The 13,563-nt window shown below is 63.3% G+C and carries 8 protein-coding genes; 4 read left to right on the forward strand and 4 right to left on the reverse strand.

Annotation, left to right across the window (positions count from 1 at the left end):
- From ABI660_RS10260 to ABI660_RS10270, 3 genes are all read left to right on the forward strand, one after another.
- The coding region (locus tag ABI660_RS10260; protein ID WP_348067559.1) for a YDG domain-containing protein at positions 1–4,502 on the forward strand (4,502 nt) is incomplete at its 5' end.
- Positions 4,503–4,704: 202 nt separating this feature from the next.
- Complete coding sequence (locus ABI660_RS10265; RefSeq protein ID WP_348067561.1) at positions 4,705–6,381, forward strand: ShlB/FhaC/HecB family hemolysin secretion/activation protein; 1,677 nt, start codon at positions 4,705–4,707, stop codon at positions 6,379–6,381.
- A 169-nt stretch (positions 6,382–6,550) separates the two neighbouring features.
- Positions 6,551–8,182 carry a methyl-accepting chemotaxis protein gene (locus tag ABI660_RS10270; protein ID WP_348067563.1) on the forward strand — a complete coding sequence of 544 codons (1,632 nt, stop codon included), beginning with the start codon at positions 6,551–6,553 and terminating at the stop codon, positions 8,180–8,182.
- A 68-nt stretch (positions 8,183–8,250) separates the two neighbouring features.
- Here ABI660_RS10270 and ABI660_RS10275 read toward each other — a convergent pair whose 3' ends face one another.
- Positions 8,251–9,312 carry a S1C family serine protease gene (locus tag ABI660_RS10275; protein ID WP_348067565.1) on the reverse strand — a complete coding sequence of 354 codons (1,062 nt, stop codon included), beginning with the start codon at positions 9,310–9,312 and terminating at the stop codon, positions 8,251–8,253.
- Positions 9,313–9,425: 113 nt separating this feature from the next.
- Positions 9,426–10,718, reverse strand: a complete 1,293-nt coding sequence (locus tag ABI660_RS10280; RefSeq protein WP_348067567.1) for an amidase — start codon at positions 10,716–10,718, stop codon at positions 9,426–9,428.
- 39 nt (positions 10,719–10,757) lie between these two features.
- Here ABI660_RS10280 and ABI660_RS10285 point away from each other — a divergent pair, with 39 nt between their 5' ends.
- The gene (locus tag ABI660_RS10285; protein ID WP_348067569.1) at positions 10,758–12,788 is read left to right on the forward strand and encodes an acyltransferase family protein; all 2,031 of its coding nucleotides are present in this window, start codon (positions 10,758–10,760) and stop codon (positions 12,786–12,788) included.
- A gap of 27 nt (positions 12,789–12,815) precedes the next feature.
- On the opposite strand, the gene ABI660_RS10290 is transcribed toward ABI660_RS10285, so the two are convergent.
- Positions 12,816–13,067: a hypothetical protein gene (locus tag ABI660_RS10290; RefSeq protein ID WP_348067571.1), complete on the reverse strand. Its 252-nt coding sequence runs from the start codon at positions 13,065–13,067 to the stop codon at positions 12,816–12,818.
- Positions 13,057–13,545: a RidA family protein gene (locus tag ABI660_RS10295; RefSeq protein ID WP_348067573.1), complete on the reverse strand. Its 489-nt coding sequence runs from the start codon at positions 13,543–13,545 to the stop codon at positions 13,057–13,059. Before ABI660_RS10295 ends, ABI660_RS10290 begins: the two co-directional genes overlap by 11 nt.
- Positions 13,546–13,563: the final 18 nt, after the last annotated feature.

The raw sequence follows: 13,563 nt of genomic DNA on the forward strand, positions 1-13,563 counted from the left end.
CCAACGGCATCCTGTTCGGCGCAGGTGCTCAGGTCAATGTGGGCGGGCTGGTGGCCTCGACGCTGGATATCAAGGATGCGGACTTAAGCAGCAGCCAACGCAGCTTCAGCGGCCCCGGTACCGGCAGCGTCGTCAACCAGGGCCGCATCAGTGCCACACCGGGCGGTTACGTGGCCCTGCTGGGCAATATCGTGAGCAACCAGGGCAGCATCAGCGCGCCCTTAGGAAGCGTAGTGCTCGGCGCGGGCAGTGCTGCCACCTTGACTTTCCAGGACAACCAGTTGCTCAAGGTCGTGGTGGACCAGAGCGTTCTCAACAGCCTGGCCGAGAACGGCGGGCTGATTCAGGCAGACGGCGGTCGTGTGCTCATGAGCGCCGGCGCCCGGGATTCTCTGCAGGCCAGCGTGGTCAACAACAGTGGCGTGATCCAGGCGCGCACGGTCGAGAACCGCAACGGCACCATCATCCTGCTGGGCGGCATGGCCGCCGGCACCGCCAATGTCGCGGGCACGCTGGATGCCTCGGCGCCCAATGGCGGCAACGGCGGGTTCATCGAGACTTCGGGTGCGCACGTCAACGTTGCCAACAGCGCCCGTATCACCACGGCGGCGCTCACGGGCACTACTGGCACCTGGCTGATCGACCCGGTGGACTTCACGATTGCGGCCTCGGGCGGAAACATGACGGGCGCGGCGTTGAGCACCGCCCTGGGCGTAAATAATTTCGTTGTCCAGAGCACCGACGGGAATACGGGCACCGCAGGCGATATCAACGTCAACGACGTGGTGAGCTGGAGCGCCAACCAGCTGACGCTCAGCGCGCAGAACAACATCAACATCAACGCCAACCTCAATGCCTCGGGCACGGGCAAGCTGGCACTGGAGTATGGCCAGGGAACGGCCAACGGGGCTGCCAACGGCACTGCCAATACCTACAACTTCAACAATGGCGCGAAGATCAACCTGCCGGCCGGCAACAACTTCAGCACCAAGCAAGGCAGCACCGGCACGCCCGTCGTCTACACCGTGATCACCGACCTGGGCACCGCAACCAGCGCCACCGGAACCGACCTGCAGGGCATCAGCGGCAATCTCAACGGGCGCTATGCGCTGGGCGCGGACATCGATGCTTCGCCGACCAGCACCTGGAACGCCGGGAATGGATTCACGCCGCTGGGCAACAGCACGACGCAGTTCACCGGCACGCTGGACGGTTTGGGCCACACCGTCAATGGCCTGTCCATCAACCGGCCCACCGCCGACGATATCGGCTTGTTCGGCCGCGTGAACAACTTTGGCCGCATCAACAATCTGGGCCTGGTCGGCGGCAATGTTTCGGGCCAATTCAGGGTGGGCGCGCTGGTGGGATGGAACCTCGGCAAAATCTACAACAGCTACACCGACAACACGCCTGTGACGAGCGGCGGAAGCGTGGTCGGCGGGCTGGTTGGGCTGAGCCAGGGCTCCATCACGAACAGCCACGCTAGTAGTGCGGTGAGCGGCGGGTCCTACGTGGGTGGGCTGGTCGGTTGGGGCCAGGACGTCATCATCAACAGCTATGCCACCGGCAATGTCACTGCCTCCGGCGAGCGGGCAGGCGGACTGGTAGGCGACATGCTCAACAGTGGGGCCATCAGCGGCAGCTACGCAAGCGGCAACGTGAGCAGCACCGGCGGCAACGTGGGCGGGCTGGTGGGGTCGTGGAACAGCAACGGCGCCGCCAATGCTGCGATCAGCAACAGCTACGCGACCGGCGCTGTGACCGGCACCGATGGCGTCGGCGGCCTGGTGGGGCACAAGTTCAGTGCTGGTGGCACTGTCAACAACAGCTACGCGGCCGGCTCCGTGAGTGGCGCCAGCAACACCGGTGGGCTGGTCGGCTTGTGGGACGCCGGGACTGGCATCAACAACAGCTTTTGGGACCGCACCACGACCGGACAGCCCAACAGCTCGGGCGGCGGCACGGCCATGACCACGGCCGAGATGCAGCAGCAGGCCAACTTCAGCTCGGCCACGGCCGCCAACGGCAACGTCAACCCGAACTGGGATTTCGCCAGCGTGTGGCGCATTTATGAGGGGAACAGCCGTCCCCTGCTCAAAGCGCTCATGAAGGCCACCACGGTCGCCATCGGCAATACCAGCAAAACCTACGACAGGCTGGCCTGGAACGGCGGAACCGGCATCAGTTGCTCCAACGTGGCTTGCGGCAGCTTGTCGGGCAGCATCAGCTTCAGCGGAACTGCCCAGGGTGCGGTCAATGCCGGCAGCTATACGGTGACGGGGTCCGGCCTGTATTCCAACCAGCAGGGCTACGACATCAGTTACGCCAATGGCAGCCTGACGATCAATCCCGCCAGCCTGGCGGTCACCGGCGTGAGCGCGGCCAACAAGGTGTATGACGCCGGCCCGGGTGCCACCTTGAATGGCACAGCCAGCGTCACGGCCATTGCCGGCGACACGGTGAGCGTGGCCGGCACCGGCAGCGGAACGTTTGGCGACAAGAACGTGGGCAACGGCAAGGCGGTAACGGTCACAGGCTACACGCTGGGTGGTGCCGATGCCGGCAACTATGTCATCGTGCAGCCCACGGGCCTGACCGCGAGCATCACGCCGGCCAGCCTTGTCGTTGGCGGTGTGACGATCCAGAACAAGGTGTACAACGCCAGCGACGCCGCCACCATCAACGGCACGGCCAGCGTTGCAGCTTTCGCCGGTGATACGGTGAACGTGGCCGGCACGGGCATCGGCCGGTTTGCCGACAAGAACGTGGGCAACGGCAAGGTGGTTACCGTGACCGGCTACACGCTGGGCGGCGCCGATGCCGGCAACTACACCGTGGTGCAACCCACAGGCTTCACGGCAAACATCACGCCGGCCAGCCGCGCCGTCACAGGCGTGGGAGCGGACAACAAGGTGTACAACGCCAGCGACGCTGCCACCCTCAACGGCACGGCCGGCATTGCGGCTTTCTCGGGCGACACGGTGACGGTTAGTGGTGGCAGCGGCACCTTTGTCGACAAAAACGTAGGCAATGGCAAGGCCGTGACTGTGACTGGCTACACGCTGGGCGGCGCCGATGCCGGCAACTACGTCATCACTCAACCGACCGGGATCACGGCAAACATTACACCCGCCAGCCTGGTTGTCACGGGTGTAGGGGCAAACAACAAGGTCTACGACACCACGACCGCCGCCACGCTCAGCGGAACGGCGGCCGTCACGGCCCTGGTGGGCGATGTGGTGGCTGTGGGCGGTACTGGCAATGGCAACTTCGCCAACAAGAACGTGGGCAATGGCAAGGTCGTGACCGTGACCGGCTACACCTTGAGTGGTGCCGACGCCGGCAATTACACGGTGGTGCAGCCCACGGGGGTGACCGCCAATATCACGCCGGCCAGTTTGACGGTCAGCGGTGTGAGCGCAAACAACAAGGTCTACGACACCACGACCACCGCCACGCTTAGCGGAACGGCTGCGGTGACGGCCATGGTCGGCGACGTGGTGACGGTTGGCGGTGGCGGCGGCAATTTCGCCAACAAGAATGTGGGCAATGGCAAAGCAGTCACGGTGACGGGCTACACGCTGGGCGGAGCAGATGCCGGCAATTACACCGTGGTACAGCCCACGGGCCTGACTGCCAATATCACGCCGGCCAGCTTGACTGTCAGCGGCGTGGGCGCGAGCAACAAGGTTTACGACACCACCGCCACAGCCACGCTCAATGGCACAGCCAGCGTTGCAGCATTCGCGGGCGACACAGTGACCTTGGGCGGCACAGGCAGCGGCACATTCGCCAACAAGAACGTGGGCAATGGCAAGGCCGTGACGGTTACTGGTTACACCATCAGCGGTGCCGATGCCGGCAACTATGTCATCACTCAACCCACTGGCGTCACGGCGAACATCACACCGGCCAGCCTCGCTGTCACCGGCGTGGGCGCTGCCAACAAGGTGTTTGACGGCACAACCGCAGCCACGCTGAACGGCACCGCCAACGTGACAGCGCTGGGCACCGATGTGGTCACGGTAAGCGGCAGCGGTAGCGGTTCTTTTGCCAATGCGAACGTGGGCAATGGCAAATCCGTGACCGTCACAGGCTATACGCTGAGCGGCGCCGACGCAGGCAACTACACCGCCGTGCAGCCCGTCGGCCTGACGGCTGCGATTACCCCCGCGCCTGTGCCTGTACCGGTGATAGTGACCGGATCTGCGTCAGCATCTGCGTCCGCGACGGCCGGAGCGCCCGGGCGGAACGTGGATGCCGCCACGCAGCAGGCTCTGAACGAGGCACGTGCCAAATCCGAAGTGCCCGAGGCATCGTCAACCCTCCAGGTCATTTACAGCGCGAGTAACGATGCAAAAGATAGAAAGGATCTACCAGTTTCCAGTCCGGCCGTTGAGAGGTTGAAGGACGCTTCTGGCACCGGAGGAAAAGATCCGCTGCTGCACATCGTTGATGGTGGGGTCAGGGTGAGAAGAAACATGTTTGCATCTCAGGAATAAAGCTGGTCATCGAATGGTATTTTTCATGAAGGGCAGCGCTGGCCTGAATCGCCGTTATCGGCAGGTCTGGCGCTTGGTAGCGGTGTCGGATAAAAAAATAAACAGGCTTACTTCCTTGGATCGCCATGCTGGCCTGGCCCACTTGCCGCCTGGTGTGATGCGTGACCGGCTTGCGGGCCAGCCTTCCGCAAAAATTTCCCGCTTGAGGTGGTTGGTAGCCGGTCTGCTGGTAACCGCACCCCTGTTGACGGCCCAGGCGGCTGGTCCGGCGCCGGTGGGTGTCGGTTCCATCCTGCAGCAAATCCAGTCGCCCGAGCGAGCCGTTCAGTCGTCTGGCGGAGCAGGGTTGTCCGTCAACAAAGAGAAAGATGCCCAGGCGTCGCCAGAACAGGCTGCCATTCTGGTGGATGTCACAGCGGTCAAGGTTTTGGGCAATACCCTGTTCGAGACGGCCACCCTGCATGCATTGGTGGCCGACGCCGAAGGGAAAAAATTGACGCTGGACCAGCTGGACCAGCTGGCCGCACGCATAGGCAAGTATTACCACAGCCGGGGCCACACCTTCGCGCGGGCCGTGGTGCCTGCACAGGTGATCCAGTCGGGCGTTGTACGCCTGCTGGTGATCGAGGCACGCTACGGCAGGGTAGGCATCGATAACCAGACCCGCGTGAACGACGTGTTGCTGCAGGCGACGGCGGCGCCGCTGCAAATTGGGCAGGCGGTCGACCAGGCGTCGCTGGACAAGTCCCTGCTGCTGATGTCAGACATACCTGGTGTGGTGGTGCAGGCGGTATTGAAACCCGGTGAAGAGATGGGCGCGTCCGATTTGACGATCTATGCCACACCCGGCCCGGCGACGACGGGAAGCCTGGTTCTGGACGGCTACGGCAACAGCTACACAGGAAAAGCCCGCCTGGGCGGCACGGTGAACTTCATCAATCCACTACAGCACGGCGATGTCCTGAGCCTGGGGGGCTTGAGCTCCGGCCCGGGGCTGAACTATGGACGCGTGAGCTACGAGACCTTGCTCAATGGCCAGGGTACGCGCGCGGGAGCAGCTTATTCTTTGTTGAACTACAAACTTGGCGAATCCCTGGAGATTCTTGGTGCGCATGGGTCCGCCGAAACGGGAAGCCTCTGGGGCCGGCATCCGCTGGTGCGAACTGCGGATGCCAATCTCTACGGACAACTCCAGTACGACAGGACGCAGCTGCGTGAGCGCATTGACCTCATCGAGATGAAGACAGACCGGCATATTGACAACTGGACTGCCAGCCTGGCCGGAGACTGGCGGGATACGCTGATGTCCGGCAGCATCAACACCTGGAGCCTGGGGTGGACAGCGGGCCAGGTTGGTTTTGATGACGCTGCAGCGCAGCTGGATGATGCGGCAACGGCAAGAACCCAGGGCGCGTTTTCCAAAGTGAATCTGGGCTTTGCCCGCCTGCAGCGCTTGGGACCCAGAGGCACGTTGTATTTTTCAATGGCAGGCCAATGGGCGAGCACCAACCTCGATTCGTCGCAGAAGATGGCCGTGGGCGGGCCTCACTCGGTGCGCGCCTACGATGTGGGCGCTCTCTCGGGTGACCAGGGTTACCGGGCAAGCATTGAAATGCGCTACGACCTGGGCCAGGCAGGAGGCGGCAAACTCCAAGGGCTTGCGTTCTGGGACGGCGCGCATCTGACAGTCAATCAACGCCCCTGGGTGGTGGGCGCCAACAGCGCGACTTTGAGTGGAGCGGGAATCGGCCTCGATTGGACCGGACTCAATCAGTGGCGAGCCCGGGCCTACCTAGCCGTGCCTTTGGGGTCGGAACCCGAGCTGGTCAGGGCAACCCACTCAAAACGTGTGTGGACCGAGGTTGGCTACCGGTTTTGAAGGCTCCGATGGCTATGCCTTCTCCGGCTGAAGGCATGCCTTGTCAATCCGATGAAAAGAGCGCTTTTTCACGCCTTGTTCAGGGTCATCCGGCTGCGCCTTTCTTGATACCGTCCATGGATGTGGTTCTCCCGCGTTTGAGACGGAAGAGGCCTGCTGGAGAGAGAACATGCAACTGGACAATTTGAAGGTCAGCACGCGCCTCTGGGCCGGCTTTGGCATCGTGTGGCTGCTGATGGGCGGCTTGATGGCGGTGGGGCTGACGTCCCTCGCAGGTGTGGGCACTGTCAGCCGTGACATTGCCGGCGCTGACTGGCGCCGGGCTGGCGCGTTGGCGGCTGTGGGCGCTTCGGCCCAGGCGACTGCGCAAAAGGCTATGGAACGGGTGCTCGCGGGCGATCCGGCGCAGGCGGCGGCAAAACAGCAGCTGGCGGCCGGCGAAACAACCATCGCCGAAGCATTGGCGGCGCTGGAACAGGGCAGTCCTCCCGGTGAAGAAAAGGCCTTGCTGGCAGGCTTGCGCGGCGCCCATGCGTCGTACGCGTTGGCCCTTGGCAAGGTGGTGAAACTGCTGGAGGACGGCGACCGTGATGCGGCCTCCCGCGCCTGGATGGGCGAAACCCGGCAGACGCTGGAGCGCCTGCAGCAGGAAGTCCAGGCGCTGGCCGCGCTGCAGACGCAGCGGGTGCAAGCTCGCGGCCAGGCTGTGGAAGGCGACGTCGGCTCGGCACGCCGCTGGATGATCGGGCTCGGGCTGGCTGCCCTGCTGATAGGCGGCACGGTGGCTTACCGGCTGGTGCGTAGCATTGAGCAGCCGCTCAATGAGGCAATTCATATCGCTGAAACCGTGGCTTCCGGCGACCTCAGCCAGGAATTTTCCACCGAGCGTGGCGGTGATTTCGGCCGGCTGCTCGGTGCCCTGGGCGGCATGGAAGACACCCTGACCGATCTGGTGAGCCGCATCAAGGCTTCGACCGATTCGATCACCCTGGCGTCCAGGGACATCGCCGCCGGCAACTCGGACCTGTCCCGCCGCACGGAAGAGCAGGCCGCGTCGCTGGAAGAGACGGTCTCCAGCATGGAAGAGCTGACTTCCACCGTCAGGCTGAACGCCGAACATGCACGTTCCGCCAGCGGACTGGCGACCGATGCCTCGGGAATCGCCGAGCAGGGCGGCGCGGTGGTGGTCCAGGTGGTGAACACCATGGCCTCGATCAGCGGCAGCTCGAAAAAAATCGTGGACATCATCGCGGTCATCGAGGGCATTGCTTTCCAGACCAACATCCTGGCGCTCAATGCGGCGGTGGAGGCCGCGCGCGCCGGCGAACAGGGGCGCGGCTTTGCCGTGGTGGCCAGCGAGGTACGCGGGCTGGCGCAGCGCAGCGCCGAGGCGGCGCGTGAGATCAAGGCGCTGATCGCCGATTCCGTGGCGCATGTTGACAACGGCTCCGAACTGGTTGGGCAGGCGGGCCGCACCATGCAGGACATCGTGCAGGCCGTCAGGCGCGTGAGCAGCCTGCTTGAGCAGATTTCGGCAGCGTCGGTGGAGCAGAGCAACGGCATCGAGCATGTGAACCAGGCCATGGTGCTGATGGACAAGGCGACGCAGCAAAACGCGGCACTGGTAGAGCAGGCCGCAACAGCCGCTTCGGCGCTGGCGGAGCAGACACAGCAATTGCAGACCGCGGTGGGTGAGTTCAAGCTGGATGCCGACGACGCACCCGCAGGCAGCATGGCAGCCGGAAGCCGCCTCGCGGCGGTGGATGTGGAGATGCGTTATCCGGTGCCGGCAACGGCGTAGTTGCTATTGTTTCAGGAGCTGCTAGCGACCGTGTGGAAAGGGCTGAAGGCCGATTTGTTTGAATAATTTCAGATCGACGAGGGTTTCTTCAGCGTCAGCAGCCGGTCTTGCGCTTTCAGCACAATGATTTTCACCTCGGCCCCGTGTTGCACCGTGAGCGAGACCTCGGCATCGGGCGCGGCCCGGTCCCAGAGTTTCTTGTAGAAGCTTTCCAGGGTGGCGACCTGGGTGCCGTCCACCGCCAGCACCACGTCGCCCGCTTCCAGCCCGGCCAGCTCGGCGGGGCTGTCCTTGCTGATGCGCGTGATCCGGATGCGGCCGCCCAGGTCGTTCGAATTCAGGCCCAGCCAGGGCCTGCGGCTTTTCATGCTGGTGCCGGACTGCTGCATTTCAGCCAGGATGGGGCGCAGCAAATCCACCGGCACAAACATGTTGCCGACCACGCGCTGGTTCTCCCCGGTGGCGTCCGATACCAGCAACGAACCTATGCCCATCAGCTCGCCCTGCTGGTTGAACAGCGGCGCGCCGCTGTGGTTGGCGCCGTTGGACAGGATGGGCGGGCTGGTGAACAGGGCGCTCTCGATGTGGTATTCCCAGGTGCCGGAAAACGCGCGCCGGCTGACCAGCTGCGTCATGTTGACGGCGCCGTCTTCGTCGGCCTGCGGGCCGGTCACCGCCATCAGCGGCTCGCCGGCCTGCAGGCGCTGGCTGCTGCCCAGCGCGGCCACGCTGACCGGGCCCAGGCTTTGCACCGGAAGCAGGGGGCGCAGCAAGCCGAAACCGGTGGCCAGGTCGTAAGCTACGGGGCGGGCCGGCACGGTCTTGTTGTCCTGCGTGACGATTTCAATCTGCTCGGCCTCCAGCATCAGGTAGCCGATGGTCAGGATCAGCCCGTCCGGCGCGATCAGCACGCCCGTGCCTTTGCGCCGCTGGCCCAGCGTGTCTGCAGATGCTGCGTCTTCGGCCACCGTGACGCGAATGCCCACCACCGACGAGTTCGCGCGCTCCAGCGCTTCGATCATCCGCAGCGTGGCCGATGGCGGGTCCGTGGCCGCATGGGCCGGCAGGCTGGCCAGCCAGCAGGCTGACACAAAGAGAAAACGGAGCAACCAAGGACGAGGTGAGCGCATGACGAACTCCCGAAGCGGCAAAAACCGCGATCCAAGAATGCGCCCAATCGGATGCCCCTGCAAGCGACAGGCCCGGGAAACCTGTGGGCGCGCAGCGCTGCCTGCTGTAGGAATTAACTGCGCAGGCGCTGGTGCACCCAGTGCGCAGCGGCCAGCAGCCTGTGGTCGTCACCAGGAGCGCCCACCAGCTGCAGCCCCACCGGCAAACCGTAGCGCCCGCGGGCAAAGGGCAGATGCACGCAGGGCAGGCCCAGCAAGGTCCAGCTGCGGCAGAACAGCGGGTCACCGGTGCTGTCCAGCCCGCGCGGCGCCTCGCCCAAGGTGCTGGGTGCCAGCAGCACGTCGTGCTGGTCGAACAGTGCCTGCGCCTGCTGGCGCGCGCTGGCAGTGGCCCGCAGGTTGCGCGCGTGGGTTTCGCCGCTGATCGCCAGGCCGTCGGTGATCAATGCCTGCAGCGGCGCACTGAGCAGTTCCCGGTATCGCAGGCGTTCATGGCTCAGCGAGCGGGCTGTCTCGAAAGCCTGCACTTCCTTCTGCACCCTGACCAGCCCGCGCCATGGCACCGGCAGCGTGAGAGGCGTGGCGTGGTCAGCCAGCGCTTTTTCGGCCTGCGCCCAGGCCTGCTGCGTGTCGTCACCCGCCTGCGCCCACTCGAATGTCCGGCACAAGCCGATGCGCGGCGCCGCAGCCTGCTCAAAGTTGGCAGGGTCAGCCAGCCGCGCATCGCCGGTCAGCACCGCGCCCAGCAGGGCTACATCGCGCACGCTGCGCGCAAAGCCGCCCACCGTGTCCAGCGTTTCCGACAGGCTTTTGACGCCGGCCTTCGGTACCCGGTTGTGCGTGGGTTTGTAGCCCACCACGCCGCAGAAAGCGGCCGGCCGTATCAGCGAGCCGGCAGTCTGCGTCCCCAGCGACAGCGGCAGCATGCCGTCGGCCACCGCCGCGGCCGAGCCGCTCGACGAACCACCAGGCGTGTGCGCGAGGTGGTGCGGGTTGCGCGTGGCGCCGGGGAACATATTGGCCAGTTCGGTCGTCACGGTCTTGCCCAGCAGCACTGCGCCGGCTTCGCGGCACAACGCCACGGCGGCAGCATCAGCCGGCGGCTGCCGGCCCGCATAAATGGGTGAGCCGTAAGCGGTGGGCAGATCAAAGGTGTCGAACAGATCCTTCACCCCAAACGGCAGACCATGCAGCAGGCCACGTACCGGCCCGGCCTCGAGCTCGAGGGCCGTCGCCAGAGCGGCATCGGCGCCCAGCTGCACAAAGGCCTGCACTTGCGCTTCACGCTCGGCAATGCGGTCCAGGCAGGCGCGCACCAGATCTACAGCGCTCAGTTCACGGCGTGCGAGCAATGGGACGGCCTGCCAGGCTTCGAGCCGGTGCAGGGGTGTGAAAGTTGCGCTCATGAGCGGAGTATCCATGCTTTGCACCCATAATCCGCTCCCATGAGCGGCACAAACCAATCAACAAAATACCGCCCAGACATTGATGGATTGCGGGCCCTTGCCGTCATCCCGGTCATTCTTTTTCATGCGGGATTCACCATCTTTTCAGGTGGCTATGTGGGCGTGGACGTCTTTTTCGTCATCTCGGGTTACCTCATCACGACCATCATTTTCGAGGGACTGAAGGCGGAACAGTTTTCCTTTAGCGGGTTTTACTACAACCGGGCAAAAAGAATCCTGCCCGCCCTGTTTTTTGTCCTGCTTCTGACGCTGCCCGTCGCCGTGTACCTGATGCTGCCCAATGACCTCGCCGCATTTGGCAAGAGCAATGTGTATGCGCTGACTTTTCTAGCCAATTTCTATTTCAGGAAATCGGCGGACTACTTCGCCCCCTCTTCTGACCAACTGCCCTTGCTGCATACCTGGAGCCTGGCGGTTGAAGAGCAGTACTACCTGATTTTTCCCGTGGTCCTGTTCCTGCTTTGGCGTTTTGGGCGCAAGCATGTTTTCGGCGCTCTGCTGGGCATTTTTATTGTTTCTTTCCTGCTGTCCATTCTGGGCGCGAGAAACTTTCCGGTCAGCAACTATTACGTGCTTCCGACGCGTGCATGGGAGCTGCTTGCTGGTGCCCTGATTGTTTTCCTGCCCAGGTTGCACGTCCTGCAACGCCACCAGGGACACTGGGCTGTCAGGGAAGGCTTGCCGCTGCTGGGGCTGCTGATGATCGTGTTTCCGGTCTTTGCCTTTGACAAGATGACGCCTTACCCGGGGCCGCCTACCCTGATGCCGGTGCTGGGGACTGTGCTGATCATCCTGTTTTTCAATGAGCGGGGTTGGGCTGCGCGTTTGCTGTCTGTGCGTCCGCTGGTTTTTATCGGAGCCATGTCGTACAGCCTGTACCTCTGGCACTTTCCGGTCTTTGCCCTGGGCCATATCTACCAGTCGCAGCACGGTGTTTATGTTCCCGTCGGCTGGCTGTTTGCCCTGCTGGTGGGGATGGCCTATTTCTCACTGGTGGCCATTGAACGGCCGGTCCGCTATTCGAAAGCGGGCAAGCTCGGCATGTCAGCGCTGTTCGGTGTGATTTCGGCCCTGATGATTGCAGGCGGGTGGTTGCTGCAGGACAGGCCGGAGGAATTCAAAGCCTACAAACCGGCCCAGCTTCAGTTGATGCGCGCGCCGGCGCATGATCCGGGCGTACACACCTGGGACAAATGTTCCGCCACCGGCATCGCCAATGCCTGCGAAGGCGGCGATGTTCATGCGGCCAGGAAAGTCATCCTTTTTGGCGATTCCCATTCCTACACGCTTTTTCATGGCCTGAGTGAGGAACTCAAGAGCCGGGGGCAAAAACTCCTGCTCATCACGGACGGCAATTGCCCCCCGGTATTTGCGGCGGACGGGGTGCTCACCGATGACAAGTGTGTGGCCAGCAGCAGGGCCATCTACAAAGCCCTTTTGCAGGACAGCGATGTGGATGCGATTGTCCTGGTAGCGCGGTGGAGCTGGTACATCCACAGGGAACCCTTTGACAATTTGCAGGGCGGTGTGGGCGAAAAATCGAGCAACTTCCTGATCTCCCACCAAAAAAGCGGAGAGGGTCGCGTCAGCCTGTTGTCCTCCCTGTACGAAAAAACCTTCAGGTCCCTGGTTGCATCGGGAATCCCTACCGTGGTGGTCAATACCATTCCCGAGCCAGGCTGGAATGTACCCAAAAAGGCGCTCTACATGTTGAGTGATGCAAGCTTTGACCAGTTGTCGCTGAGCTACGGTGCGGAGGTTTTTGTCAAAAGAAATGCTGCTTTCGACCAGACGCTCGCCAAGTTCAAGGACATTTCCAGCTTCAGGGTGGTTCATCCTTCCAGCCTGTTTTGCAATGCCTCGGTGCCATTGCAATGCACTTCATTGATGAATGGCGCGCTGATGTACGCGGACGACAATCATCTGTCCTACCTGGCGTCCACGATGGTGTCGAAGCAGATTGCCAAAGCGCTGGACAACTTCCAGGAAGCTTCACTCAAGTTGCGCTGAGCCGCTGCCTACCTTGGGGGTGACCCTTCAGGGCGGCTGCACCGCCGTCAGCCTGAAACGCGAGGGTTGGCGGATACCCTCCAGCTTTACCCAAAGGTCTTCGCTGGCGCGCCACGACCGGCCAGCTGGCAATTGCAGCGCCGGTGGCGCCCAGGCCTCTCCCAGCCAGGGGCCGGTGGCGGCCAGATGCAGCAGGCCTGACGTGCACATCACTTCGTCGCCGGCGGCAAGATGCAGGCTCAGCGGCTGCCCGGGCGGCAGCGTGCGGTCAGGGCGCATGTGTGCTCACCACCATGTCCACCTCCACGGCGGCATTTTTGGGGAGTTGGTAAACCCCTATCGAGCTGCGTGTGTGCTGGCCAGCCTTGCCCAGCACGGTGTGCAGCAGGTCTGAAGCCGCATCGGCTACCTCGCTTTGCTGCGTGAAGTCCGGGGCGCTCTGGACAAAGACATTGATGCGCAACATGCGGCTGATGCCGTCCAGGCCATTCAGGGACTGCCCCAGCAGGAGCAGGGCACGGACAACGCACACCTGTGCAGCCCGGCGCGCCTGCGCCAACGTGACGTCGGCGCCCACGCGCCCGGTGACCACGACCGTGTCGCCCACACGCGGGATCTGGCCGCTGACGTAAGCGACGTGGTTTTCCTGCGCTACGGAGACATAGTTGCCGCCAATGAGAATGTTGCCGTCGAAGCTGTAGCCCAGGGCCTGGATGATGCTGTCCAGGGCAGCCTGCCGTGAAGATGGAATTGACATGGTGTGTTGACCTCCTGC

Origin of the sequence: Polaromonas sp., assembly GCF_039930745.1 — a bacterium.
Lineage (GTDB): Bacteria > Pseudomonadota > Gammaproteobacteria > Burkholderiales > Burkholderiaceae_C > Polaromonas.